This is a genomic window from Prauserella halophila (assembly GCF_024171895.1).
Classification (GTDB): domain Bacteria; phylum Actinomycetota; class Actinomycetes; order Mycobacteriales; family Pseudonocardiaceae; genus Prauserella; species Prauserella halophila.
The window spans coordinates 119,893-145,689 of the sequence record NZ_JAMTCQ010000014.1 but is presented as its reverse complement, the minus strand read 5'-3'; the positions used below and the strand labels follow the sequence as shown (position 1 = coordinate 145,689).

Genomic DNA, 25,797 nt, shown 5'->3' with positions numbered 1-25,797 from the left:
GTTACCCGGAAGTGCGCTGATGTTTCAGGCGGTTGACGTTGCTCCGCGACCCGCGCGAGGACGCGGTGAGCACGGCGGCCCGCACGCTCCGCGCCCTCGCGGCAGTCGGTCGAAGAAGCCGTGGGTCAGTCGAAGAAGCCGTAGACAGTGGCGATCCGGCCCTGCTCGAGCACCACGACGTCCCGGCCCGTGGCCGCGGACCCGCCGCGAACGGAGGCGAAACTCCACTCGAAGTGCGCAAGACCGTGGTGACCGTGCACCGCGCCGAGCACGAAGCCGAAGCCGGGGAACTGCTCCTGCCAGCCCGCGACATAGGCGTCGATCGCCGATCTGCCCCGGACCGAGGTGTTGGGATCGACGTAGTGGGCATCGGCGGTGAACACCTCGGCACCGAGTGTTCGTCGCGTGCACGGGTTCCGCTCGTTCCACACCGCGATGTAGGCCGCCACCAGCACGGTGACGTCGTTACCGGTCTCGCCGGTCTCGCCGGTCATGCGGTTCCCGCCGTTCGGGCGAACTGCTCGACCAGAGCGGGGTAACTCTTCGCCGCCCCGCCCTCGGCGACCGCCCGGTCCACCAGCGACTGGAACAGCCTCGGCATTTCCGCGTTGACACCCAGCCGCTCGCTCTCCGCGACGAGGTGGGCCAGCCCACCCGCGTGCGTGGTCAGCGTCGCGTCGTCGGGCGGATAGGTGCCGTTGTCGACCTGATCGGCACAGTCGGGCAGCCACTCGATCGTGCCCTGCGCCAGCGGCGCCGCGAACGGCGTATAGGTGGCCGCATCGACACCGGCGGTCGAGCGGCGCGACCGCACCGGAATCGGCGTCCGCCTGAGCTGCGCGGAACCGTCCGACCGAGCCGGTGCGGGGCCTACAGCAGTTCACTGACCCGGGCTGCCGCGGCGCGCAGGCGGGTGGCCCCGACGTCGGCCGAACCGGGGTGGCGCGCGTGATACGCCAGCCGGAACAACGTCGCACGCAGCAGCAGCTGCGCCCAGTCGGGCAGGTACGACCAGCGGTGCAGCAGTGTCATGTCGGCCCCGCCCCACGCGACGGCGTCGATCGCGGCGACGGCGGCTCCCCATTCGGCGGGCCGGAAGTGCGGCACCAGGTCCACGATGCCGGGCGGGGCGTCACCGTCGAACAGGACCGTGCCGAACAGTTCGCCGTGCACCACCTGCGGGCGCGAGGACAGCGGTTTGCGCGCGGGCGCGAGGATCTCGAACCAGCGGCCGCCGTTGGCCTCGTCGAGTTCGATGTCGACCTCGCCCCAGGCCATGCGCTCGGCGTGCGCAGCGATGCCCTGTCGGCCTGCCAGGAATTCCGGTTCGGGCAGATCGGCCGTGGCCCGCTGCAGTTTGATCGCGGTGAGCACCGTGTCGTCGGGGCGGTTCTCGGGTCTGCCGGAGACGAACCGGCTGGCGCCCCAGCCGCCCATCACCCAGCGGCCGTCGGTCGTGTTCAGCGGCCGCGCGATGCGCAGGCCGGGCGCGTCGAGTGCGGCGAGGGTGCGCGCCAGCCAGACGGCGTGCGCCCGGTCGGCGACCTTCCGCAGCACGACGTCGCCGTAGCGCCACACGGCCGCACCGGGCAGCTGCTCGCCGTCGTCGTCTCCGGCGGTGGTCAGGCCGAAGGCCGCGCGCACGTGCGACGGCGGACGTTCGGCTCCATACCCCACGCCGACGGACGGTACCGGCGCCACCACGCGACCGGGTGAGCGACCCGCCGGTGCCGCCGACGGTGTCCCCGGAACGGCGCAGGGCCCGGCAAAACAGCTTTTCAGGGGCACGGTTTTTCAGGGGCACGGTGTTTTTCAGGGGAACAGTGTCCGCAGAAAGACGGTGCCCCCGGACAAGACAGGGTCCCGGAAAAGACGAAGGCCCCGGAGCCGGGTTTCCAGCTCCGGGGCCTCCGCCGCACCCTGCAACCGGCCAGCTGGCCTGAGCAAGTCTCAGCCGGCAGCACAAGACGACGCCTTCAACAGGCGCTGCCACCCATCAGTATGTAGGCAAGCTCGTGTCGATCTGTTTCGCCCATGCCAACACGCCGCCGCCGAGGTGTGTTGCGCTCGAAAAACCGGCCTTGTGCAGGGCGGCGAGCGCCTCGGCGCTGCGCTGGCCCGATTTGCAGTGCAGCACGACCGGCTTGTCCTGCGGCAGCTCCGCGAGCGCCTCCCCCGACAGGATCCGGTCCTTCGGGATCAGCGTCGCGCCTCGGATGTTGACGATCTCGTACTCGTGCGGCTCGCGGACGTCGATCAGCTCGAAGTTCTCGCCGGCGTCGAACTTGGCCTTGAGCTCGGCGGGCGTGATCGTGCTGCCGGTCGCAGCCTGCTGCGCGTCGTCGGAGACGACACCGCAGAACGACTCGTAGTCGATCAGTTCGGTGATCTTCGGGGTCTCGGGATCCTTGCGGATCTTGACCTCGCGATACTTCATCTCGAGCGCGTCGTAGCTGATCAGCCGGCCGAGCAGCGGCTCACCGATACCGGCGATGAGCTTGACCGCCTCGGTCACCATGATCGAACCGATCGACGCGCACAGCACGCCCAGCACGCCGCCCTCGGCGCACGAGGGGACCATGCCGGGAGGCGGCGGCTCCGGGTACAGGTCGCGGTAGTTCAGGCCGCGGCCGTCCGGTGCGTCCTCCCAGAACACGCTGACCTGGCCCTCGAACCGGAAGATCGAGCCCCACACGTACGGCTTGCCGAGGATCACCGCGGCGTCGTTGACCAGGTACCGCGTGGCGAAGTTGTCGGTGCCGTCGAGGATCAGGTCGTAATCGCGGAAGACGTCGAGCGCGTTGTCGTTCGACAGCTGCTCCTGGTGGAGCACGACGTCGACGTACGGGTTCACCTCCGCGACCGATTCCTTGGCCGAGACGGCCTTCGGCTTGTCGATGTCCGACTGACCGTGGATCACCTGCCGCTGCAGGTTCGACTCGTCCACGACGTCGAAGTCGATCACGCCGAGGGTGCCCACCCCCGCCGCGGCGAGGTACAGCAGCGCCGGGCTGCCGAGCCCGCCCGCGCCGATCACGAGCACCTTGGCGTTCTTCAGCCGCTTCTGCCCGTCCATTCCGACATCCGGGATGATCAGGTGCCTGCTGTACCTGGCGACCTCATCCTTGGTCAGCTCGGCAGCCGGCTCGACGAGCGGCGGCAGCGCAGTCGACATCACGTCCTCCATCTCGCGCTAGTCGCAGTCCATTCATTCATAACCGGTCGAAGCCCCGGAACCTTCCCGGTGTCCACATCCTGGACAGGTTCCGGGGAGATGCGGATCACTGAGCCTGGGGGTTCGGGAACGCGTTCGGCCGGCAGGTCTTGCCGTCGGCGGGCACACTGCCGGCGTCACCGCCCTGAGTGTCGTTGAGCTTGGCGACGTAGTCGTTCGCGACGCCGAACGTCTGCTGCATCATCACCGGCGCCAGGGTGCCCTCCTCGGCGCACCCGACGTGACCATTGCCGAGGGCGTGGCCGACCTCGTGGTTCACGGCGTACTGGCGATACGCCGTGAGGTCGCTGCTGAACGCCTTCGCACCCCGCACCCAGCGGGCGAGGTTGATCACGACCTCACCGTCGATGTGGCACGACGCCGGGTACGGAATCGCGTCGCCGCAGACGTCCTTCGCCGTCTCGGGGGTGGTGAGCCTCACGTAGAAGTCGGCGTCGGGTCCGCTGTCGTCGACCCGTTGCAGGCGCACGTCGCCGCTGCTGATCCAGCCGCGCTCGTCGTCGGAGAGGATGCCCTCCACGGTGGCGGCGTAGCTGTCCTCGCCCGCGATGGCGGCCGGATCGACGCCGTCCTCGACCTCGACCGTGTAGCGCAGCAGCCTGCCGCCCTCACCGACGGACTCGCTGCCGCCCGGCACGACGTGCCACGTGCCCTGTCCACTGCGCGTGAAATCGCTGCCGTCGGGCAGTTCGGCCGTGGGGATGTTCAGGTCCTGCTTCTCCGCCGGGATCTCCTCGACCCCGTCGCGACCGCCGTCGGCCTCGCCCGCGCCGGCGGCGGCGGACGTGTCGTCCGCCCGGGCACCCGGTTCGTCGGGATCAGTCTTGGTGGTGTCGACGACGACGAGCGCGGTGACCACGAGCAGCACCGGGATCGCGTACACCCGCCAGCCGTAGGTGGCGATCAGCCTGCGCAGGCCGGATTTCGGCTTCGTCCGAGATGTCGGCTTCTTCGGGCGCGCGCCCCGTTCGGCATCCTCCGGCCCGAGTTCCCCCGCCTCGGTTTCCCCCGCACCATTGCCGGACTCCTGCGGGTCCGGGTCGAGGGCCACGTCGAGGCCGGAGCGGCCACCCACGTCGGCATCGCGGTCGTCGTCCTGGTCGTGGGGCCGCCACGACGCGCGCAGCGGCTCACCGGCTCTGCGGGATCCGGGCCCGTCGCGGTCGTCGTCCGGCCGCGCACCGGCCGCGCGGTGGTGGCGCACGCGGCCCGGACCGCGGCCGGAATACCCGGTCCGCGCACCGTCTCGCCGTGCTTCGTGCGACACCCTGTCCACGCCGCCCAGCGTGCCACACCTGTCCGACCCCGGACGGTGTCACCCGATCGGCTACCAGCGGGCGTCGGCGACGTGTTCCCACATGCCGAGGACGGCTCTGGCCACGGTCACGGGGCGTTCCATCTGCGCGACGTGACCCGTGCGGGGCAGTACCAGCAGCCGGGCCGACGGGATCGTCTCCGCCGTTCGCCGAGCGCGGCGCACCGAGATCACCCTGTCCTCGGTTCCCCACACCACGAGCGTCGGCACCCGCACCTGCGGCGCGACCGACCACAGCGACCCCGGCCCCGGCGTGAACCACGAACGGAAGATCTCCAGGGTGCTGCGTGCCAGCGCGGCACCCGCCCACTGCTGCGCCGAGCGTGCCGTGAACTCCTCGGCCTGCTCGGCGAGCCGGTGCCGGGGGAACCGGTCGGCGTCGGCGTAGACGAGGCGGATCGTCTGCAGCGCGCGCTCCTCGGGTGTCAGTCGCGCCAGCCGCCTGCGCGCGGGTGCGCCGACCACGGGCAGCATCGCGAGCGCCATCCGGGGATCGGACAGCCTGCGCGGATCCGGCCTGCGGTCGGGCATCGCGGGCGAGACGAGCGTGAGCGTCCGTACGAGCTCCGGCCTGCGCGCCGCCAGCAGCAGTGAGATCGCACCGCCCATCGAGTTGCCGACCAGGTGCACCGGACGTGCCAGCGACTCCACGTACCCGGCGACGACGTCGGCATGCGCGTCGAGGCTGAAGGGGAACCCGCCGGGCGGTGCCGAGAACCCGAACCCGGGCAGGTCCGGCGCGATCCCCTCGGCGTACGGCGCCAGCTGTGCGGCCAGATCCGTCCAGTTCGTCGAGGAACCGCCCAGCCCGTGGACGTAGACGGCCGTCTCGTCCCCGGCACCCGGTGTGCGGCGCACGTGGAGCCGCACCCCGTCCTGTCCGTGCCCGTGCCCGTCGTGAGCACCGTGTCCGCCGTCAGCACTGTGCTCGCGGTCACCCCCGGCCCACGCGGGTTCCCAGGAGCCCGCCCACGGGGGCAACATCGGGTCCCAATCGGGCAGCGGTGCCCGCGACAGCGGCACGTGGGTCAGCGGTCCGCGGCCCGGGCCTCCCGGCCCGGTGGCCGGGCGCGGGCGGTGCTGCGGAATCGGGGCACTCGTCGACGATGCGGTCTCGGACACGGCGTCCAGCATGCCGCATGAACTCGATGTTTGGCGTTACTTACATACCGCCGAGTAATGTGCTCCGGGAAGTCTGGAGGCGAAGATGACCGACACGGCGCACGGCAAGGGCGTGCGGCTGCCCCGCACGCAGCGACGTGCCCAGCTGCTGACAGCGGCACAACAGGTGTTCGCCGCGAACGGCTACCACTCGGCGGCGATGGACGACATCGCCGAGCATGCGGGTGTCAGCAAGCCGGTGCTCTACCAGCATTTTCCCGGCAAGCTCGACCTCTACATCGCACTGCTGGAAAGCCACGTCGACGACCTGGTGCGCGCCGTCGAGGGCGCGCTGGCCTCCACCACCGACAACAAGCAGCGCGTGCAGAACGCCGTCGGCGCGTTCTTCGACTTCGTCAACGGCGACGTGGGCGCCTTCCGCATGGTCTTCGAATCCGACCTCCGTGGCGAGCCCGACGTGCAGCGGGCCGTCGACAGGGCGACGACCGCCACGGTGGACGCGATCGCGAAAACGATCATGTCCGACGCCGGGCTCGACGCGGAGCGCGCGCGGCTGCTGGCCGTCGGCCTCGTGGGCATGAGCCAGGTCAGCGCGCGCTACTGGCTCGATCACGGCAGCGACGTCAGCCGCGACGACGCCGTACGGCTCACGTCGACGCTGGCGTGGCGCGGGATCGGTGCGGGCTTTCCGCTGCACCATCCGCTGTAGCACCCGCGGGCTCGCCGGAGCCGTTCCCCGCGGCGGCCGCGTCGGCCACCGCACCGGTGACCAGCACTCCGATCGCCTCGGCCACCCCGGTGCAGCGCTCCTGCGTGATCATGTGTCCCGCACCGGGGAAGACCACGAACCGGGCATCCGGCAGCTGTTCGGCGATCGCCTCGGCGTGCTCCACCGGAATCAGCCGGTCGCGGTCGCCCGCGAGCACCACCGTCGGCACGGCTGCCAGTGCCGACAGTGCGGCCGCGCGATCGTGCAGCGAGATCGCGTTCTGGAACCCGCCGAGGCTGCGCGGATCTGCCTTGCGCAGCTGGTCGGCCACCGAACGCACGTCGGCCTTCCTGGGCCGTTTGCCGAACACCAGCAACCGACTGCCCAGTGCCGCGAACGGGCCTGCCACCGGCAGCCGATCCCGCCGGTAGGCCACCAGCAGCTTCGCGAGACGGCGTTCCAGGCGCGCTGCTCCCCTGCCCAGCGCGCCCGGAAAACCGAGCGTGAGGTGGTCCATGTTCCCCGACGACGTCGCCACGAACGCCGCGCCGGCGACGCGCCGCGCCACCAGGTCCGGGTGCCGGTCCGCGAGCGCCATGATCGTCATGCCGCCCATCGAATGCCCCGCCAGCACCACGGGCCCCGACGGCGCCTGGGTCGCGATGACCTCGGCGAGGTCATCGGCCAGCCGGTCGATGGTCGCCGACTCCGGCCCGGCCGGTTCGGAGTCGCCGTGGCCACGCAGGTCGTAGCGCACGGTCCGCACCGGCGAGGCGAGTTCGCCCACCACGCGATCCCAGGTGCGCCGGTCCTGGGTCCACCCGTGCACGAGCACGAGTGTCACCGGTGAACCGGCGCCGCCTGCGGGCTCGCCGGTCTCGACGGCGAGCCGCGTGCCGTCCGACGCGGTCACGGTGGTCACGGTCGTCACGGTCGGCATAGTTGTTGGCACAGTTACTGCCCTCGCCGGCGTCGTCGTTGTTGTCGGCGTCGTTGTTATCGGCGTCGTCACCACGGCTGTGCTCACGTGTTCGGCAGCAGGCCCGCGCTGCGCCACAGCTTCATGCCGGGCCTGCCGACCAGGCCGGCCTCGTCGAGGAACGGCATGATCTTCTCGCCCGAGAACAGCAGCGTGGCCCGGAAATGCGGATTGCTCAGGGCCGCCTGGTACCCCTCCTTCGGGCGGATGCCGACGGCCTTGTAGACGTGCGGGTTGATCAGGCTGCGGGTGATGTGCCACGACACGTAGGCGATCAGCCAGCGCTGATAGGCCAGTTCCACCCTGCCCATGCCCTTGATCCGCCGGGTGACCTCTTCACGCGCGAACGTGACGTGCCGTGCCTCTTCCAGCACGTGAATGCGGTTGACCATGCGCACCAACGGCTGGATCTCCGGGTCGTTCATCTGCTCGCGCTGGAGCCGGTCGAGGATCTCCTCGGCGATCAGGATCGAACCGTAGAGCGCGGGGCCGTAGCCGATGGCCGGAAGGATCTTGGCCACCCGGTGACGCCACTTCACGGGGCCGTAGTGCGGGCAGCCGAACGCGTTCGACATGCGCGCGAACATCGTGGAGTGTCGGCACTCGTCGGCGATCTCCGTCAGCGCATACTGCGCGTGGCTCGTGGTCGGGTCGCCGTTGTCGACCTCCTTGAGCAACAGCTGCATGAGGATGACCTCGAACCAGATGCCGTTCGTGGCGATGCTGGCCATCTCGTGCTTGCCGAGCTCGATGCGCTGCTCGGGCGTGAGCCGGTCCCACAGCTCGGTGCCGTAGAGGCTCGAACGCTCCTCGGGGATGAACCGCTTGCCCTCGACCAGGGGCGCGTCCCAATCGATGTCGACTTCGGGGTCGTAGAACTTGTTCGCCGACGACTTCAGAAGACGCTCGGCCGTCTTCTCGCGCCCGGCATCGCCCAGGGTCCGCGTCATCGCGGTCCACCACCTTTCACGGCTGTGTGAATGACTGCTCCGGTTTAATGTAACTTCCGGTAACAGTTACTTCTGGTAGCATGCGAGGCATGCCGGACCCTGTCAAGCCGAGCAAGCACACGTCGTCGGACAAGGTGCCACCCAGAAGTGGTGACGCCCGCAAGGACCGCTGGCGCAAGCACCGCATCGCCCGCCGGGCCGAGTTCGTCGACGCCGCACTCGTCGCGCTCGAAGAACACGGCCCCGACCTGGGCATGGAGCACGTGGCCGCCGCCGCGGGCGTGACGAAGCCGGTGCTCTACCGGCACTTCGAGGACAAATCCGACCTCTACCTCGCGCTCGGCGACCGCGGCACCGAGATCCTCCTCGAACGCCTCATGCCCGCGATCAACACCGAGCACGCCCCGGTGCCCCGCATCCGCATGGCGCTCGATGCGTTCTTCACCGTGCTCGAGGAGCACCCCAACCTCTATCGCCTGCTCGCAAGCAGACGGTTCGCCAACCGCCCGCTGGACGGCGATGTCACCGATGTCGTCGCCGAGGACAAGGCGCTCATCGCCAACGCGCTGACCGCCCTGCTCGGGGACTACCTGCGCATGTTCAGCGTCGACTCCGGTGCCGCCGAACCCTGGGCGCACGGTGTGGTCGGGATGGTGCACAACACCGGCGAGTGGTGGCTGGCCAGGCGCAGCATGAGCCGGGACGCCGTGGTGGAGTACCTGACCCAGATCATCTGGGCCGCCATCGACGGCCTCGCGAAACAGCACGGCGTCGAGATCGACCCCGACCGGCCGGTCGAGACCAACAAGATCGTCCAGTTCCACCGTGACGACGACACCGCCGCCACGGGCGACACCACCGCCAAAGGCGACACCGCACGCCCCATCGACGAAGCCGGAGCAGCACAATGAGCGAACACGACCACGACGAGGACGGCTACGCCGGCACCGCGACGCTACTGGTCGAGGAGACCGAACTGGAGGTCGAGGTCGAACTGCGCGGCCACTTCCAGCCGATCGACGGGTACTACCACTGGTACGGCCGGATCAAGCGCAACGACGAACTCCTGGAGCTCACCGGAGGCAAGAAGCGGAAGGTGCAGCTGCGCACGCCGCAGGGCGGCGCCGACGGCGAGATCTCCGACGTCGACCCGTGGGACCGGTACCGGATCACGGGCACGAGCACACCCCCGTTCGCGGTGCCCACCTCGCTCGACGAGGTCGAAGCCACCGCATCCTGAACGGGCCGCACCGGGGCCGGGCGTCCCGGCCCCGGAATGCCCGGCCCTGGAACGACGAATGCCGCGTCCTCCCGCTCGGGAGGACGCGGCATTCGAGTGTCCGGGTGCGGCCGCCGGTCAGTTGCTGACCGAGAAGCCGACGCGACGGGCGTCCGACGGCGCGATCTCGACGTATGCGATCCGATCGGACGGGACCAGGTACTTGCGGCCCTTGTCGTCGGTCAGGCTGAACAGGCCGTCGTCGGCACTCAGTGCGTCGGCGACCAGCTTCTCGACCTCGTCGGCCGTCTGGCCGCTGGACACCACCAGTTCCCGCGGGGTGTCCTTGATGCCGATCTTGACCTCCACGTGCAACCTCCGCTGCGAAAAGTTGAGCCTGTTCGTTCGCCGCCCAGGTTAGCGCGCCGAACCGGAAAAAGCCCCCAAGGGCAGGTCCTCAGCCCAGGCCCAGGACCTGCATCCGCTTGGCGTGTCCCTGCTGGAGCTTGCGGAACAGCGCCGCGATGCCGGACAGATCGACCGAACCCGCCACGATGAGTTCGGCGAGCCCGTCCCGCTCGGCAACGATGTACTGCGCCTGCGTCAGCGCCTCCCCGAGCAGCCGCCGCGACCACAGCGACAGCCGGTCGCGCTGGCTGCTGTCGGCCTCGATGGCGGCCGCCACCTCGCGTTCGGCGAAGGCGGAGTGGCCGGTGTCGTCGAGCACGGTGAGCACGATCCTGCGTATCTCGTCGTCGAGCACGGTCGCGAGCTCGCGATACAGATCGGCGGCGAGGTTGTCCACGACATACGCCTTGACCAGGGACTCGAGCCACGTACGCGGAGCGGTCGACTCCTGGAACGCGTCGACGTGCTGGCGGAACGGCTGCATCGCCTCCTCGACCGACGCGCCGTGGGCGTGCAGATGGTTGGCGAGCATCTCGTAGTGCCCGATCTCCGCACCGGCCATGGACGCCAGCGCGACCCGTCCGGCCAGGGTCGGAGCCGACCGCGCATCCTCGGCCAGCCGGTCGAACGCCGACAACTCGCCGTAAGCAAGGACCCCGAGCAGATCCACCACGCCGCCACTGATTTCCGCACGCGCCTCCGTCACGCCGTTCACCGTAGTCGAGAGCGCAAACCGGCCTGCAGTTACCAACGACACGTGATCGAATGCGGGCGGCGTCACGATATGTCGGCGACGTCGCTGTACACTCGAGAAGCGAGAGCGATTCTCACCACTCGTGGACCGCCGCGAAGAATAGGTTCGTAGCGCATGAACACGCAGGTGAGAAGCAATGTGCGTGCACGCCTCGGCGATGTTCCCACACCGTAATTGTTCGTCGGTCGCAGCCGCGAAACACGGATGTGAGTGTGGTCGAGCCATCGCGGTATATGCCTGGCTTGCGCGCCGGTATGAGAGAGGCGATTTCCCATCATCCAGGACCACGACACGACCGCCGGCACCGATACCGCCGACGGTCCCACAACCGATGTCGCACCCGACGTTTCCCAGGCCGCTGCAGAAGCCGCCACTCCGGCCTTCGCCGAGTTCGGCCTGAAGCCCGAGATCATCTCGGCGCTCGAGGCATCGGGGAAACACCGGACCTTCGCCATCCAGTCGCTGACCCTGCCGCTGGCCCTCAAGGGCGACGACGTCATCGGGCAGGCCAGGACCGGCATGGGCAAGACCCTCGGCTTCGGCGTCCCGCTGCTGCAGCGGCTCGAAACCCCCGGCGACGGCACGCCGCAGGCGCTGATCGTCGTCCCGACCCGCGAACTGTGCGTCCAGGTCACCAAGGACCTGGTCGAGGCGGGTGCGAACCTCGGCGTCACGGTCGAGTCGATCTACGGCGGCAGGCCGTACGAACCGCAGATCGAGGCACTACGGCGGGGCGTCGACATCGTCGTCGGCACGCCGGGCAGGCTGCTCGACCTCGCCGAACAGCGCCACCTGGTGCTCGGCAAGGTCCGTTCGCTGGTGCTCGACGAGGCCGACGAGATGCTCGACCTGGGCTTCCTGCCCGACATCGAGCGCATCCTGCGGATGGTGCCGGACGAGCGGCAGACGATGCTGTTCTCGGCCACCATGCCCGGACCGATCATCAACCTGGCCAGGACGTTCCTGAGCCAGCCGACGCACATCCGCGCCGAGGAGAACGACGCGGGCGCCATCCACGAGCGCACCACGCAGTTCGTCTACCGGGCGCACTCGCTGGACAAGCCCGAACTGGTCGCGAAGGTGCTCCAGGCCTCCGGCCGCGGGCTGACGATGATCTTCACGCGCACCAAACGCACCGCGCAGAAGGTGGCCGACGAGCTCACCGACCGCGGGTTCGCCGCGGCGGCCGTGCACGGTGACCTCGGCCAGGGTGCGCGCGAACAGGCGCTGCGCGCCTTCCGTTCCTCGAAGGTCGACGTGCTCGTCGCCACCGACGTCGCCGCGCGCGGCATCGACGTCGACGACGTGACCCACGTCATCAACTACCAGATGCCCGAGGACGAGAAGACCTACGTCCACCGCATCGGCCGCACCGGCCGCGCGGGCAAGACCGGCGTCGCGGTCACGCTCGTCGACTGGGACGAGATGCCCCGGTGGAAGCTGATCTCCGACGAGCTCGGCCTGGACCAGCCCGAGCCGGTGGAGACCTACTCGACGTCCAAGCACCTCTTCTCGGACCTCGACATCCCCGAGGGCGCGACGGGCCGGCTGCCGTTGAGCAAGCGCACCCGGGAGGGACTGTCCGCCGAGGACGCCGAGGACCTGGGCGACAAGCGGCGCGAACGGCGCGGGTCCCGTGAAAGCGGGTCCCGTGAGGGCGGGTCCCGCGAGGGCGGCTCCGGCCGTGCACAGAGCCGCAAACCGCGCAGGCGTACCCGTGGCGGCAAGTCCGCCGACGGCGGTTCCGCCGAGTCCGCCGACACCGAGACCCCGGCCGACGGTGAGGCCCACACCTCGTCGTCGTCCGGTTCGGGCCGGTCGCGGTCGCGCCGCCGGACCCGCGGGGGCGGCAGCGGCTCGAAACCGGCCACGGAGAGCCACGCCTCGGCCGACGGCGCCACCTCCGGTGACGCCCCGGACGACGGCGGGCAGCGCCCCGCGCGCAGGCGCCGTCGTCGTGGCGGCCGCGGCCGGGGCGGTCCCGCCTCCGAGACCGCGCAGGACAACACACCGCAGGAGACCAACACGAGCGAAACGTCCGCCGCGGCAGACTGACGTCCGTGAGCTCCATCGGATCAGCGTCGCCGGACCCTGACGACACGGCCGGCGAGACGATCCACGACGACGGCGGCTCCGCACCGGCCACGGTGCGGAGCCGCCGCTCGCCGTGGAACCGCAGGCGCGACCGCGTCACCGCCGCGCTGCTCGGCGTGGGCGCCGTCGTGGCAGGCGTCGTCGTCTGGGCCGGCAGCGACAGCCGCGCCACGATCAGCGAGACCGCTCCCCCGCCTGCACACACTCCCGCGCAACCTGCGTCCGTGCCCGCCGAGTTCCACGAGGCGTGGCGGGCACCCAGCGCCGCGACTCCCGCGCCCGTCGCGACGGCCGGCACGGTCGTCACCGCCGACGGCGGGGAGGTCACCGGCCGCGACCCCGGAACCGGCGACGTCCGCTGGCGATACGCCCGCGACCTGCCGTTGTGCACGGTCGGCGCCGAATGGGAACGCGCCCTCGCGCTCCACCGCACCGCGGCGGGCTGCAGCGAAGTCACCCAGCTCGACGCCGAGACCGGCAGGCGCACGGCGCAGCGCAACGGCGATGCCGAGCACGGCACCCGGCTCATCGGCGACGGCGGGTACGTGACCGCCACCGGCGACCGGCTGCTCAACAGCTGGCGCGACGACCTGGTCAGGAGTATGGAGTTCGGCCAGGTGTACGCGCAGGTCAACGCGGGATACCAACCGCGGCCCGACTGCGAGTACGGCACCGTCGCCACGGCATCGGGCCGCGTCGGCGTGATCGAACGCTGCCCCGGCCGCAGCGGGGCACTGTTGACCGTATTGAAGGCCGCGCCCGAGGAGTCCGACCAGCCGGAACAGGAGTTCTCCCAGACCTTGCCCGAACGCGGTGCCAAGCTGATCGCGATGGTGCCCGGCGGTTCGGCGGTGCTACTGCCGGAGGCGGAGGAACTGGTGCTGTACGACCCGGAGGGCCGGGAGCGGACACGGTATCCGCTCGACCTGCCGCAGTCCGATCTGGACCGTGAACCGAGCGACGGCGTCATGCCCACCGCCCGTGGCCCGCAGAACGTCTACTGGTTCACCGGATCCCGCACCATGGCACTGTCCACTGCGGACCTGACGCCGAAGTGGACGGTGCACAACACCCGCGGGGCGGGCACGTCGATGGCGGGCCGCTACCTCGCGCCGGTCGGCGGCGGTCTGGCCGTGCTCGACCCCCGCAGCGGCGACACGGTGCGCACGATCGCCGTCGACCGCGACGGCTACCGCGGGCCGATCGAGACGGCCACCGCGGGACCGGTGGTGCTCGAACGCCGCGGCGACGAGGTGGTGGCACTGCGATGACCGGAGGGCCCCGGATGACGGGATACCCCCTGATGACGGGAGAGCCCCGATGACCACGTTCTCCCAACTGTCCCCGCACGGCGGCAGGCGGATCGATCTTCCCGGCGGCATCGCCGCGCTGTCCGGGCCCGAGCCCGCCGACACCGTGGGTACCGCCCTGCTCGTGCCCGGCTACACCGGGTCCAAAGAGGACTTCGCGCCGCTGCTCGACGGCATCGCCGACGGCGGGCTGCACCCCCTCGCGATCGACCTGCCCGGCCAGTACGAATCACCCGGCCCCGACGACGAAACGGCCTATCTGCCGGACCGGCTCGGCGAGGTCGTCGCCGGGCTGATCACCTCGCTCGACGGCCCCGTCGTACTGGTCGGCCACTCCTACGGCGGGCTGGTTTCGCGCGGCGCCGTTCTGGCGGGCGCACCGGCAGCCGGCCTGACCCTCCTCGACAGCGGCCCTGCCCGGCTGCCGCACGGATTGCGCGCCCAGGCGCTCGAGGCGGGCGAGCCGCTGCTGCGCACCCAGGGTGTCGAGGCCGTGTACGCGATCCGTGAGCAGCTCGGCGGCCTGCCCGCCGCGGAACTGCGCACGTTCCTGCGGCAGCGGTTCGTCTCCTCGAGCGCGGCCGGCCTGCTGGGCATGGCCCGCGGCCTGCGCACCGAATCCGACCGCACCGACGAACTCGCTCGCGCGCTCGGCGACCGCCCGGCACTGGTCGTCGCGGGCGAACACGACGACGCCTGGACGGTCGACGAGCAGAAGGACATGGCCCGCAGGCTCGCCGCGACGTTCACGGTCGTCCCGCAGGCGGCGCACTCTCCCAACACCGAGAACCCGCACGCCCTGCTCGACATCCTGCTCACCGAATGGCGCGCCTGGCTCTAGGGTCCCGCGTGTCCTGCACTCAAGGGTGCGTGTCCTGCATTCAGCCGCGCGTGTTCTGCACTCAAACCCGCGTGTTCTGCGTTCGGGCGGCCTCGACCGGCCGGGTGACCGGCGAGTGGCCCGGAACAACCTTCCCGACCTCACCTCGGCGGTTTCCGGCGATCCACCGGAGTTCAGTGAGCCATCCAGTCCGGTGTCCACGTATCGTCCGGGGTTCGCGGCCGTGTGGTGAGCAGATGGTCGCGTAGTGCGGCCAGGCGAGGGTGCTGGTCTCCACTGCGGGACAGCAGGACGTGCGGGTAGACCGGAGTGGGTTCGCGCAACGGGATGCGCCGCAGGTCGTGATTCCCGGGCCACAGATACCGGTCCCCGCTGCCGACGAGGGTGGCCAACGAATCCGTGTCGGCCAGCGCGTCCATCAGTGCCTCGTCCCCGAAGTGAGGGCCGAGCGCGTCGATGTTCAGCCCGAGGGCCCCGGACAGTGCGCGGTAGAACGCGTCCCACTCCGATCCCGGTCTGATCCCGGGGATCCAGATCCGATGGCCGGCCAGATCCGCGGACCTGACCCACGCCGCATCCGCCATCGGATGGCCGGGCCCGACCAGGAGCTCCAGAGGAACGTCCAGGAGTCGTTCGGCGCTGACACCTGCCGGCACCTGGGATGCCGGCAGAGCGCGGAACGACGCGTCGACGGATCCACCGAGCACTGCCTGAGCGGCCTGATCGGCGTTCTCCTCGCTCAACGTGACCACGTCGAGGTCCATCTCGGGGCAAGAACGGTAGAACCGGTACACGGCCTGCGCCGGAGCGATACGCCGGTGGAGGACGTCGACACGCAAGGGCCTGCTGCCGGGGCGCACCGCCTGCTCGGCGTGATCGAGAGCCGTGAGGACGTTCTTGGCATGCGGCAGGAAGACCTGCCCGTCCAGGGTCGGCCGGGAGCCGCGAGTGGTCCGCACCAGGAGCGTGACCTCGAGGTTCCTCTCCAGCGTCGCGATCCGCTTGGAGACCGCCTGCTGGCTGATCCACAGCTCGTCCGCCGCGGCCTGGAACTGGCCGGTCTCGGCGACGACCACGAACGTCCGCAGTGTTTCGACATCCACGTCGTGACCGTACTTCCACAACTCACGGTTGTTTATGGCGTCCGTGTCCGTTGTTTGATCGCATGTTCCACGCGGTGGTGGGGTCAGCGCATGTCTACCCGCACAGCACAAATCATGTACGTCCATACGTCCGAGTTCGCGCGCCATGCGGAACGAATCGCGGCGGTGACCGATGCAACGTCCCGGCTGAACGTGCTGCCGTTCAGCGACAGCGAAGGGCGCGCAGAACTACTTTCCGTTGTGTTCGGTGAGCAGCTTCCGGAGTCGGTCACCATCCACCCGCCGCTGTTCACCGAGTACGGCCTGAACACGACATTCGGGGAGAACGTCTTCGTCAACCAGGGCTGCACGCTCATGGACAAGGGCGGCATCCACCTGGGCAACCGCGTCATGATCGCCCCGAAGGTCAGCCTCATCACCGGAGGCCATCCGCTGCCTCTCACCGAGCGCCGCGAGTACCTCTCCTTCGCCCCGATCGTCATCGAAGACGACGTGTGGATCGGGGCCGCTGCCGTGATCACTCAGGGAGTGACCATCGGCGCCGGTGCGGTGGTCGCCGCAGGAGCCGTCGTCACTCGTGATGTTCCTGTCGGCACCGTGGTCGCGGGAGTCCCCGCCCAGGTGATCAAGACGATCGACTGAGCCCCGACCGGGCCGCCGGCGGTCCGTGACCACGGCACCAGCAGGGCCCAGCGACTGAATCGGCCCACCGCCGGGTGAAGTGGGCCCTGACCTGGGACCAGGAAAACGAGCTCTTCCACCACGAGCGGATAGAACGCTCCACCGGCACGAAGATCTACTTCGAGGACCCGCACTCTCCGTGGCAGCGCGGCACCAACGAGAACACCAACGGCCTCCTACGGCCCGGCGCGCCTGGCCCGGGGGATTGATCGTCAGGTGCCGCAACGGTCAATCGATCCATCCGCCACGACACCCGTCCGACGCGAGCCCGGCCGTGCGTGACTCTCTGCAGGCCGTCGTGGTGGCGGCCGGCTCCTTCGACAGACGTCGCAGGAACGGGACGGTCGTTGCTACTGTTGCCGCTGGCTCGACTCCGTCTCTGCGGGCATCGTGGCCCGTATGGTCTGTAACCGACAGGGCCGCGTCGGCCCCAAGTCTCCGATCACCGGTTCGCACGCGGTCGCGTCCAGCCAGCACCCAGTCGTCACCGACGTGATGCTGGAAACCATGCGGGACGGCGGTAACGCCGTCGACGCGGCGATCGCCGGATGCATGGTCCAGGCAGTCGTCCAGCAGGACATGACCAATCACGCGGGGACGGTCACCGCGCTGGTGCACGAGGCGGACAGCGGCCGAACCTACGAGCTCAACAGCAGCGGCACGATCGTGCCGGGACTGCCGAAGTTCGCACCGGTGCCGATGGGCAAGGGCCTCTACGCCGCGGCGCCCGGCATGCCGATCGGGGTGATCCCGGGGTTCATGCCCGGGATCAAGTCGCTCTACGAGCGCTTCGCCACGAAGCCGTGGGCTCAGCTGTGCGAATCGGCCATCGACTGGGCCGAGCAGGGGCACGAGGTCACCTCGTTCGAGCACCTCGTGATGGCACAGACCGTCGACTTCTTCCTCTACACCGAGTCCGGACGCCGCCACTTCACCCCGGACGGGCACCTGCCGCAGGTCGGTGACCGCTGGGCCTCGGCCGAGCTCGCCGCCACCATGCGCAAGGTCGCAGCCGAGGGCCCCGACCACTTCATCACCGGCGAGTGGGCCGAGCAGTTCGTGGCCAGGGCCAACGCGCTCGGCTGGGCGATCAAGCCCGAGCACATGACCGAGATCCCGCCGCGCTGGTCGGACCCCTACATGTGGACGCACAAGGGCCATACCGTCGTGCAGCAGTCGCCGCCGGAGCGCCAGGGCGTGTTCTGCCAGATCGTGCTCGGCATGCTCTCCGAGCTCGACGTCGTGTCGCTCGGGCACTGGTCGGAATCGGCGGATTCGCTCTACTACCTGGCCCATGCGCTGCGCCGGGCTGGCCTGGAGACCGGCCTGCTCAACGACCCGACCGTGTTCGGCGACGCCAGTACCGCCATGGCGACGCCCGAGATGATCGCCGGTTTCGCCCGGATTCTGCGCGACGCGCGCTCGCACACCGACCTGACCCAGCACGTCGCACTCACCCGCGGACTCCCCGCCATGGCAGCGTCGGGAGCGTCCAAGCAGCCCGCCGGCAGCTGCGAGCTATCCATCGTGGACCAGAACGGCAACTGGGTACAGATGATGAACACGCTGCAGGGCAGCGGGATCCCGGGCGAGGTCGTCGGAGGCGTTCCGATGGTGGGCAGCCACTCGATGAACAGCCTCACCTCGGCGATGGAGGGCTGGCACGTCGGAGGCGGACGTGTCCGGTCGATCCTGTCCAACACGATGGTGCTGCGCGACGGCACCCCGCGCCTTGCGCTCGGGTCCCCCGGCAACGTGCACTGCACCGTCCCGCAGGTGCTGTCCAACATCCTGGACTTCGGGATGGACCCCTACGACGCCGACGACTCGCCGCGCTGCCTGCCCTACGAGGACAACCACACGATCTCGATCGAGAGCCGGGTGTCCCCCGAGGTGCCCGACGGGCTGGCCCGGATGGGCGTGCTGCTCAACCCGTTGCCCGCCTACGACTACCACATGGGCACCTACCAGATGAGCTGGCGCTCCGACGACGACGTCCTGCACAGCAGTACCGGACCGCGCCGCGAGGGCAAGGCGGCCGGGTTCTGAGAGACAAGGAGGGCCCACATGTGGCTGATCGGTGCCGCCGTCGTCGACGGCACGGGTCGTGACCCACAGAACGGCCGGGCCGTACTCGTCGAGGACGGCCGGATCGCGGACGTCGGCAACCCGCTGGAGAACCCGAAGCTGTTCGCCGATCCGGGCGCCGTCGCGCCCGTCGTGCAGGGCGGGCGTGTCGTGCGGGACCGGACGGGTGCTCTTCGACCCGGTCATCGAGAAGCCGGACCGGCTGCCGTTCGTCTCCTGGATCTCCCCGTCACCGAACGGCCGGATCATCCTCGCGGTGGGGGTGTGTGCCGACGGCAGCGCGCACTGGTTGCCCGACTCCAGCGGGTTCTTCTTCGCCGCGATCGAAGGCGATGCGATCGACCTGTCGAACCGGGTCTGGTTGCACCCCGGGGAACCGACGACAGAGGCGGCGGTCGACTGGCCACCGGGCAACGACCACGGTTGGGCCACCGACAAGGAGGTCGCGCTCGCCGAGCACACCGAGTGGCCGGCCCGGCATCATCCGCCAGTACTCGCGCAGCAGTCCGCTCAGCGAGCGGCGTCGGTTCGTACGGTCCTGGGCGAGTTCGTTGACACCGGGCATCGTCGAGCTGCCGACCAGCGCCGTGAAGAACGCACGGCGCCGACGCGGCGCGTGCTCGAGCCCGAACGTCAACGCGCCGGTGTACTCGCCCCCGCCGAGAACCCCTGCGCCGATCCTGCACACCATGAGCAGGATCGGCGCAGGAGGAGAGCCGGATGTCGCCGATACCGCGCTGGCGGTGCGCCATCTGTCAAACTCGGGTCAGCCGGCACGATGACCGTGCCGACGTGGACGGAGGATCGCGCCAATGGCGGACGACGGCCTGCAGGAGATCGTCGACGAACTCGCCCAGCGGCTGCAGAGATCGGTCGCGATCGACGATCCGGCGATCCGCCTGCTGGCCGCGAGCCGGCACTTCGGGGACGAGGACCCGGTACGGGTGACCTCGGTCCTCAACCGGTCGGTGAGCCCCGACCTCACCGAGGAGGTGCTCGGTCACGGTATCGCGACCTGGACGCGGCCGGGACACGTGGTCATCCCGGCCGAGAACACGCTGCCCAGGCTGTGCGCTCCGGTGCGTTGCAACGGTCTGCTGCTGGGCTACCTGTGGCTGATCGACACTGCCGGCACGCTCGCCCCGGACAAGATCGCGTTGACCGAGGACGCCGCCGCCAGGGCCGGGGTCGTGCTCTACCGGCGACTGATCCTGCACGAGCGCTCCAAGGCGCGCCACGAGACGTTCCTGCGCGAACTGGTCTCGTCCGACCGTTCGGCCCGCGTCCGTGCCGCCGAGAACCTGCGTGCGGAGAACCCGTTCTCCGATCGCCGCACGTCGTTTCTCGTCCTGGGCGTCCAGGTCGAGGGAGGTGACGACGCGTCGGCCGTCGCGCTCGAGTCCGCCGTTGAGGAGGGCGTGCGCGCCCGCGACGACGTTGCCCTCACCGTGACGAACCGTTCGAGGGCCTGGATCCTCTACGCCGCACGCCCGAGCGAGGTGCCGGTCGACGCCCTCAGCAGCCGGATCCTCGCCCGGTTCCGGTCCCTGGCCGGTGACGGGGCACGGGTGGTGATCGGCGTCGGCTCCTCGGTCGAGGACCTCGAGTCCGTGGTGGACTCCCATCGCCACGCGTTCCTGGCTGCCCGTGCCGCCCTGCTCGTGCCCTCGGTCGACACCGTGGCCCGGTGGGGCGAGTTGGGCCCCTACGAGGTCCTGCTCCGGCTTCCGGTCGAGGATCTCCTGCTCGCCTCGCAGGTACCCGCCCTGGCCGAGCTGGAACGCCGCGATCCGCACGGTGTGCTGATCGACACGCTCGAGGCGTTCTTCGACCACGCGGGCGACGTCCGCCGTACCGCCGATCTGCTGTGCGTGCACCGCGCAACCCTCTACCACCGCCTCAAGCGCATCGAGACGCACACCGGCTACCGGCTGGGCCGCGGAGACGACTGGCTGACACTGCACCTGGGGGTGAAGCTGCGCGCTCTCGCCGCGGCATACCGGCGTCAGACCTGAGAACGTCCGACCCGGACGCCCGTCCTAGCCCATCACCGTGCCGGAGGTCCCGGTGGCGACCTTGCGGCGCCGGGAGAAGGCGCCCAGGTCGATCGTCTGGCTGGTGTACTGCCCCCGGAACTGCACCGGATCGGCGTCGTGGTTGCGTCCACTCTCGACCTGTTCGATGATCGCGGCCAGGAATTCCCCGGCCAGCGGCGCGTTCTTGAACTGGTTGCCGCTGGTGCCGATCGCGACGTAGAAGCCGTCCAGCTCGGTGCGGTCGTAGATCGGGGCCCAGTCGTCGGCGACGTCGTAGACGCCCACCACACCGCGGGGCCGGCTCGGGACGGCCAGTTCGGTCAGGCGCCGGGCCGCCCGCGTCACCTGCGCATCGAACACAGCTGCCGTGGCGTGGGGGTGCGCCTCGTCGGGATCGTCGAGCCAGTCCAGAGGATCGCACTCGGGTTCGGTGCCCCCGATCAACAGGCCACCTCCGGCCTCGCCCCGCATGTACGTGCCGAGGTCCATGTCGGCGATGCTGATGCCGGGTGAACCGGCCGGGGCGAATCCGGCCGGCGCGGTGGCGTACGCCACCTCCTGTCGCAATGGGCGCACGCCGATCGTGAAGTCCGAGCCGACACCGGCCAGCCCGTTGAGCGCTCCCGACCACGGCCCGGCCGCGTTGACCACGGTGCGGCACGGGACGGTGCTGCCGTCGTCGAGCCGGACGCCGGTCACCCGTCCGCTTTCGGTGTCAAGCCCGACCACGGCGGTGCGGAGCCGGAACTGCGCACCGTGGTGGGCCGCAGCCGTGGCCAGGTTCTGGGCGGCGAGCTGCGGATCGCCGACGTAGCCCGCGTCCGGTGTGTACACCGCACCCAGTTCGCCCCTCGGCTCGTCCCAGAACCGCTCGTCGTCGATGCGCTTGGGCGGCCAGTGCCGGCCGGCGTCGATACCCGGGATCCGGCCCCGCAGGGTGGCGCTGTCCCACTCCTCGTAGGGCACGCCGACGTCGTCGAACAGGCGCACGTACCCGGCACGGGGCGCGAGTTCCACGTCGAGCATCGCGAGCCCGCAACGCTCGAAACGGACCGTCTCGCCGACATCGCATCCGAGGTGCTCACCCCAGTGCTGCCAGCGGTGCTGGGCCTCCCAGGCCGTGGCGACGCCGGCACGGGTGGAGAAGTTGAACCGCACCACCGCGCTCGACGAGCTCGTCGAGCCGTGCCCCACCCCGCTCGCCTTGTCGACGACGAGCACCTCCCGGCCGGAACGGGCGAGTTCGAGCGCGATCGACGCTCCGATCACGCCGGCTCCGACGACGACATCCACGTTCATGCGCCCAGTCTGGTCAGCTCACCCTGCCCGTACATCCGCCCGACGCCGAACACCGCCACCGTCTGATACGACAGATGTCGTGTGCTCGCGAAGCCCGACCGACCTGCTGTGCCGACGGCACGTTCGACGCACGTTCTTCCTGTCCGCGTTCGCAGCACTGTCCGACCCGCCTCACGCCCACCAGCAGGTCCACAACACGGCACCGGCGAGGCCGACCACACCGGCACCCGCCAGCCCGGCGACCGGGCCCCGTCCCCGGTCGACCAGCAGGACCTGCAGGGCGAGTGCCGCCAGCGCACCGAGCACGTGCCACACAGCGACCGCGGTGCCGGGCCCGCTGTCGCTGACCAGCGCCACCACCAGCACCACGGCCGCCAGCAACGCGAACCCCGCGGCGACCGAGCCGGTGAGGCCCCGCCACACGCGGCCACCCGTGCCCACTGCATTCTGCTCGGTCACGGGCGTCTCCAGTGGTTCGGTGCGATCGGTGGCCATGGTCATACTCGTCCTGCCCGGTGCCCGGCGCCACCGGCTTGACCGCCACCAGCGTGACCGCCACCGACCTGACCGCCGCCGGCCGGGTCGCCGTCGGCGGTGGTCCCGGGGAGCGGGGCGAGCAGGTCCCACGACCGCGCCGCCGGTCCCGCCTGCTGTCCTGCCGGACAGCTCGGCCGGAAGTCGCACCAGCAGCAGCGGCGACCGGTCCGTGCGGGAAACAGCTCGTCCGGGTCGCCGCCGTCGGCCAGCTCGTCCGTGGCCTGCTGCAGCTCGGTGGCGGTCTCCTCGGCGCGGGTGAGCTGCCGGCGCAGGCTGTCGGACGTGTGCTCGGCGGCCGCCACCGTGCCGCTCGGCAGGTGGTGCAGCTCGACGTGCCGGCACGAGGTGTGCAACGTCCGTTCGGCCGCGACGGCATACAGCGCAAGCGCTTGCGACGAGCGCGCCTCGTGCTCGTCGGGCGGCCGCCTGCCGGTCTTGTAGTCGACGACCACGAGCTCGCCGTCGCGCTCGTCGATCCGGTCCGCGCGGCCTTCCACGATCATCGACGCCGGTCCGTCACCGCCTGCCGCCGGCGCCGAGACCCACCGCTCGACTCCGCGGGGATCGTCGCTCAGGTCCTGTTCGGCCACGTAACGGGCGGCCCAGTCCTTCGCGAGCCGCCGATACTCCGCGGCCTGCTCGGGGTCGGCGAACCCGGCATCCTTCCAATGCTGCCCCACGAGCGCAGCGGCACGCGCCGGCGTGCGCTCGGCGGCGGGCAGGTCGAACAGCGCGCGCAGGGCGTTGTGCACCACCGCGCCGAGCGTGCTGTGCGCCCACGGCCCGGTGCGCTGCGGGGTGGGCCGGTCGACGTAGGCCAGCCGGTACCGGCGCGGACAGTCGTCGAACGTCGACAACCGCGCCGGCGTCACCTTCATCAGGCGACGCGGCGACACGCCGAAGTCGAACCCCAGTTGCTCCATTCCGCGCACGGTACCGCCGGTCCCCGACACCTCACGCGCCGGTGATGAAGCCGCGGATCGAATCGGCCACGAGCTGCACCGCGATCGCGGCCAGCAGCAGACCGGCGATCTTCGCGAGCAACGTGATACCGCTCTCCCGCAGCACCTTGATCAGCACACCGGAGTAGCGCATACACGCCCACAGGATCACGTGGACGGCCACGATGGCGCACGCCAGCGCGAGGTATCCGCCGGGATCGCCGTCGGCTTCGCGGACGAACACGATCGTCGCCGCGATCGCACCCGGCCCGGCCAGCAGCGGTGTCCCCAGCGGCACCAGTGCGACGTTGACGTCCTCGGCCGCCTCGGGTTCGTTGCCGCCCTTGGTGGTGAGCAGTTCCAGCGCGATGAGCAGCAGGAGCAGCCCGCCGGCGCCCTGCAGCGCCGGGATGCCGATACCGAGATAAGCGAGGATCGCCTGTCCTGCGACCGCGAACAGCGCCACGACCAGGAAGGACACCAGTACGGCCTGCAACGCCGCCCGCGCCCGCGCCCGTGGCTGTTTGCGGCCCACGAGGCTCAGGAACACCGGCACCGTGCCCGGCGGGTCCATGATGACCACGAGCGTGATGAGTGCTTCGACGAAGATCGTCAGGTTGAAGTAGTCCATCCGCCCGCCTCAGCCGCCGACCACGACGCCGGCGCCCGTGGCCTGCGCGACCAGGGCATCGAACTCCTCCGGTGGCGTGACCTCCTGGCCGATCCGGATCGACTTGTTCGTGCCGTGATAATCGCTCGAGCCGGTGCGCACGAGGCCGAGGTCCTTCCCGAGCGCACGCAGCTCACCGCGGGTGCGCTCGTCGTGATTGGGGTGGTCGACCTCGACGCCGGTCAGCCCGCGGCGCGCCAGCGTCTCGACGACGTCGGCCGTCACGGTCGGACCGCGCCGGAACGCGAACGGATGTGCCAGCACCGTCACGCCGCCGGCCTCGGTAATCATGTCGATAGCATGTTCGACCGGAGTGTCCCGTCGCGGCACCGAGTACCCGCGGCCGCCGACCAGATAGCTCGCGAAGGCCTCGTCGACCGTGGCGCACAACCCCGCCCGCACGAGCGCCTGTGCCAGATGCGGCCTGCCCGCCGGAGCGTCCGGACCGAGCCCGGCCAGGATCTCGTCGGCGTCCACCGGCAGCCCGTCGGCGGCCATCCGGTCGGCGATCGTCCGCAGCCGCGACCGCCGCTGCTCCCGCAGCCGCCGTTGCTCGGCCACGAGCGCAGGTGCCTCGGGGTCGAACAGGTAGGCCAGCAGGTGCACGCTGACCCGCCCACCTCGGCCGTCGTCGGATTCGCACGACAGCTCCGCCCCTGGCACGAGCCGCATCCCCGACGGCAGCGCGTCGGCGGCAGGCCGCCAGCCCGCGGTCGTGTCGTGGTCGGTCAGTGCCACGACACCGAGCCCGGCGGCGGCCGCCTCGGCCACGAGCTCGCCCGGGTCGTCCGTGCCGTCGGAGACGGTGGAGTGGGTATGCAGGTCGATGCGCACGGCGACCATTGTCCAACACGCACGCGTGGCGAGCCCACGGCAGGCGCCGCGGAGCGGTCAGCGGTGCGCGATCGCGCACCCGAGGAGATCCCTCGGTTCAGCCGCGGACCTTCTTGCCCCGCGCAGCGCGCTGAGCCTTGATCATGGAGAACCGCTCGGCCTGCTTCTGCTTGTCGCCGAAGACGAGCTCCGAGATCGTGTCGTAGAAGTCCTCGGGCGCGGGCAGGTACCGGATCCTGTTCAGAGCCTGGATCTGACCGGCGGATTCGATGACCGTGGTGCCGTAGCCGAAGATGCGCCCACCGAAGGTCCGCTCATAGGTCAGGTCGGTGACCTTGGTGATCGGCATCATCAGCACCTTCGTGGTCCAGACGCCGGTGGTCATGATGAACCGCTTGTCGGTCACGACGAGCCGTTCGACCCACCACTCGACGACCTTGTACGCGAACCAGAGCACAACGCCGAGCGCGGCGTACCAGAGCAGGTTCTGCACGACCCACATCGACGGCGGGAGGATGTACGAGATCATCACACAGATCGCGATCATGGCGATGGCCTCGAAGACGTTCCACCCGAGACACGCCCAGTGGCGTCGGATGCGGATCACCCGTCGCTCGGTGTCGAGGAGGTACTCGTCCGGGTCGCGTGGCGCGAACATAGACCGAGGGTAAC

At 70.2% G+C, this 25,797-nt stretch carries 27 protein-coding genes and 1 pseudogene; 10 read left to right on the top strand and 18 right to left on the bottom strand.

Annotation, left to right across the window (positions count from 1 at the left end; genetic code table 11):
• Positions 1-125 precede the first annotated feature (125 nt).
• The 6 genes from LY41_RS21560 to LY41_RS21535 all read right to left on the bottom strand — a co-directional run bounded on the left by LY41_RS21560 (position 126) and on the right by LY41_RS21535 (position 5,672).
• Entirely contained in the window at positions 126-494 is a 369-nt protein-coding gene (locus tag LY41_RS21560) for a nuclear transport factor 2 family protein (protein WP_253866056.1), read from the bottom strand.
• Complete coding sequence (locus LY41_RS21555; protein WP_253866054.1) at positions 491-814, bottom strand: imine reductase family protein; 324 nt, start codon at positions 812-814, stop codon at positions 491-493. The genes LY41_RS21560 and LY41_RS21555 overlap by 4 nt, the downstream gene beginning before the upstream one ends.
• A 56-nt stretch (positions 815-870) precedes the next feature.
• The gene (locus tag LY41_RS21550; RefSeq protein WP_253866052.1) at positions 871-1,677 is read right to left on the bottom strand and encodes a TIGR02569 family protein; all 807 of its coding nucleotides are present in this window, start codon (positions 1,675-1,677) and stop codon (positions 871-873) included.
• 319 nt (positions 1,678-1,996) lie between these two features.
• On the bottom strand, positions 1,997-3,175 hold the full coding sequence (gene moeZ / locus LY41_RS21545) for an adenylyltransferase/sulfurtransferase MoeZ (protein ID WP_253866051.1): 1,179 nt from the start codon (positions 3,173-3,175) through the stop codon (positions 1,997-1,999).
• Positions 3,176-3,281: 106 nt separating this feature from the next.
• The gene (locus LY41_RS21540; protein WP_253866049.1) at positions 3,282-4,511 is read right to left on the bottom strand and encodes a DUF3152 domain-containing protein; all 1,230 of its coding nucleotides are present in this window, start codon (positions 4,509-4,511) and stop codon (positions 3,282-3,284) included.
• 51 nt (positions 4,512-4,562) lie between these two features.
• Complete coding sequence (locus LY41_RS21535; RefSeq protein WP_372493334.1) at positions 4,563-5,672, bottom strand: alpha/beta fold hydrolase; 1,110 nt, start codon at positions 5,670-5,672, stop codon at positions 4,563-4,565.
• An 85-nt stretch (positions 5,673-5,757) separates the two neighbouring features.
• On the opposite strand from LY41_RS21535, the gene LY41_RS21530 reads away from it, so the two are divergent.
• Positions 5,758-6,381 (top strand): TetR/AcrR family transcriptional regulator, encoded by a 624-nt coding sequence (locus LY41_RS21530; protein ID WP_253866048.1) that lies wholly within the window; start codon positions 5,758-5,760, stop codon positions 6,379-6,381.
• On the opposite strand, the gene LY41_RS21525 is transcribed toward LY41_RS21530, so the two are convergent.
• Positions 6,320-7,321 (bottom strand): alpha/beta fold hydrolase, encoded by a 1,002-nt coding sequence (locus tag LY41_RS21525; RefSeq protein ID WP_253866047.1) that lies wholly within the window; start codon positions 7,319-7,321, stop codon positions 6,320-6,322. The genes LY41_RS21530 and LY41_RS21525 overlap by 62 nt on opposite strands.
• 83 nt (positions 7,322-7,404) lie before the next feature.
• Positions 7,405-8,310, bottom strand: a complete 906-nt coding sequence (locus LY41_RS21520) for an AurF N-oxygenase family protein (protein ID WP_253866046.1) — start codon at positions 8,308-8,310, stop codon at positions 7,405-7,407.
• Between the two features lie 80 nt (positions 8,311-8,390).
• Here LY41_RS21520 and LY41_RS21515 point away from each other — a divergent pair, with 80 nt between their 5' ends.
• The gene (locus LY41_RS21515; protein WP_372493333.1) at positions 8,391-9,221 is read left to right on the top strand and encodes a TetR/AcrR family transcriptional regulator; all 831 of its coding nucleotides are present in this window, start codon (positions 8,391-8,393) and stop codon (positions 9,219-9,221) included.
• Complete coding sequence (locus LY41_RS21510; protein WP_253866044.1) at positions 9,218-9,550, top strand: DUF4873 domain-containing protein; 333 nt, start codon at positions 9,218-9,220, stop codon at positions 9,548-9,550. The genes LY41_RS21515 and LY41_RS21510 overlap by 4 nt, the downstream gene beginning before the upstream one ends.
• A 117-nt stretch (positions 9,551-9,667) precedes the next feature.
• Here the strand turns inward: LY41_RS21510 and LY41_RS21505 are convergent, their stop codons facing one another.
• A complete protein-coding gene (locus LY41_RS21505; protein ID WP_253866043.1) occupies positions 9,668-9,898 on the bottom strand; it encodes a DUF3107 domain-containing protein in 231 nt (76 codons plus the stop codon).
• An 88-nt stretch (positions 9,899-9,986) separates the two neighbouring features.
• Entirely contained in the window at positions 9,987-10,643 is a 657-nt protein-coding gene (locus tag LY41_RS21500; protein ID WP_253866041.1) for a ferritin-like fold-containing protein, read from the bottom strand.
• 321 nt (positions 10,644-10,964) lie between these two features.
• Between LY41_RS21500 and LY41_RS21495 the strand changes: the two genes are divergently transcribed.
• The 3 genes from LY41_RS21495 to LY41_RS21485 are packed head-to-tail and all read left to right on the top strand — an operon-like array spanning position 10,965 to position 14,936.
• Positions 10,965-12,746, top strand: a complete 1,782-nt coding sequence (locus LY41_RS21495; RefSeq protein WP_443678877.1) for a DEAD/DEAH box helicase — start codon at positions 10,965-10,967, stop codon at positions 12,744-12,746.
• Between the two features lie 5 nt (positions 12,747-12,751).
• Positions 12,752-14,056 (top strand): Rv3212 family protein, encoded by a 1,305-nt coding sequence (locus LY41_RS21490; protein WP_253866039.1) that lies wholly within the window; start codon positions 12,752-12,754, stop codon positions 14,054-14,056.
• Between the two features lie 49 nt (positions 14,057-14,105).
• On the top strand, positions 14,106-14,936 hold the full coding sequence (locus tag LY41_RS21485; RefSeq protein WP_253866037.1) for an alpha/beta fold hydrolase: 831 nt from the start codon (positions 14,106-14,108) through the stop codon (positions 14,934-14,936).
• A 173-nt stretch (positions 14,937-15,109) separates the two neighbouring features.
• Here the strand turns inward: LY41_RS21485 and LY41_RS21480 are convergent, their stop codons facing one another.
• Entirely contained in the window at positions 15,110-16,039 is a 930-nt protein-coding gene (locus tag LY41_RS21480; protein WP_253866035.1) for a LysR family transcriptional regulator, read from the bottom strand.
• A 3-nt stretch (positions 16,040-16,042) separates the two neighbouring features.
• Between LY41_RS21480 and LY41_RS21475 the strand changes: the two genes are divergently transcribed.
• The 3 genes and pseudogenes from LY41_RS21475 (at position 16,043) to LY41_RS21465 (ending at position 18,769) form a co-directional block, all read left to right on the top strand.
• Positions 16,043-16,681: a sugar O-acetyltransferase gene (locus LY41_RS21475; RefSeq protein WP_253866033.1), complete on the top strand. Its 639-nt coding sequence runs from the start codon at positions 16,043-16,045 to the stop codon at positions 16,679-16,681.
• An 83-nt stretch (positions 16,682-16,764) separates the two neighbouring features.
• Positions 16,765-16,914: pseudogene (locus tag LY41_RS21470) on the top strand (IS30 family transposase); the annotation flags it as partial.
• A gap of 205 nt (positions 16,915-17,119) precedes the next feature.
• Entirely contained in the window at positions 17,120-18,769 is a 1,650-nt protein-coding gene (locus LY41_RS21465) for a gamma-glutamyltransferase (protein ID WP_253866031.1), read from the top strand.
• A 268-nt stretch (positions 18,770-19,037) separates the two neighbouring features.
• On the opposite strand, the gene LY41_RS21460 is transcribed toward LY41_RS21465, so the two are convergent.
• A complete protein-coding gene (locus tag LY41_RS21460) occupies positions 19,038-19,445 on the bottom strand; it encodes a hypothetical protein (protein ID WP_253866029.1) in 408 nt (135 codons plus the stop codon).
• A gap of 175 nt (positions 19,446-19,620) precedes the next feature.
• Here LY41_RS21460 and LY41_RS21455 point away from each other — a divergent pair, with 175 nt between their 5' ends.
• The gene (locus tag LY41_RS21455; RefSeq protein WP_253866027.1) at positions 19,621-20,823 is read left to right on the top strand and encodes a PucR family transcriptional regulator; all 1,203 of its coding nucleotides are present in this window, start codon (positions 19,621-19,623) and stop codon (positions 20,821-20,823) included.
• 24 nt (positions 20,824-20,847) lie between these two features.
• Here the strand turns inward: LY41_RS21455 and LY41_RS21450 are convergent, their stop codons facing one another.
• From LY41_RS21450 to LY41_RS21425, 6 genes are all read right to left on the bottom strand, one after another.
• Positions 20,848-22,143: an NAD(P)/FAD-dependent oxidoreductase gene (locus LY41_RS21450; protein ID WP_253866025.1), complete on the bottom strand. Its 1,296-nt coding sequence runs from the start codon at positions 22,141-22,143 to the stop codon at positions 20,848-20,850.
• A gap of 171 nt (positions 22,144-22,314) precedes the next feature.
• Positions 22,315-22,638, bottom strand: coding sequence for a hypothetical protein (locus LY41_RS21445; RefSeq protein ID WP_253866023.1), 324 nt, complete (start codon positions 22,636-22,638; stop codon positions 22,315-22,317).
• Positions 22,639-22,640: 2 nt separating this feature from the next.
• Entirely contained in the window at positions 22,641-23,603 is a 963-nt protein-coding gene (locus LY41_RS21440) for a RecB family exonuclease (RefSeq protein ID WP_253866021.1), read from the bottom strand.
• A gap of 31 nt (positions 23,604-23,634) precedes the next feature.
• Positions 23,635-24,252 (bottom strand): MarC family protein, encoded by a 618-nt coding sequence (locus LY41_RS21435; protein WP_253866019.1) that lies wholly within the window; start codon positions 24,250-24,252, stop codon positions 23,635-23,637.
• Between the two features lie 9 nt (positions 24,253-24,261).
• The gene (locus tag LY41_RS21430; protein ID WP_253866017.1) at positions 24,262-25,134 is read right to left on the bottom strand and encodes a PHP domain-containing protein; all 873 of its coding nucleotides are present in this window, start codon (positions 25,132-25,134) and stop codon (positions 24,262-24,264) included.
• 88 nt (positions 25,135-25,222) lie between these two features.
• On the bottom strand, positions 25,223-25,783 hold the full coding sequence (locus tag LY41_RS21425) for a PH domain-containing protein (protein WP_253866015.1): 561 nt from the start codon (positions 25,781-25,783) through the stop codon (positions 25,223-25,225).
• Positions 25,784-25,797: the final 14 nt, after the last annotated feature.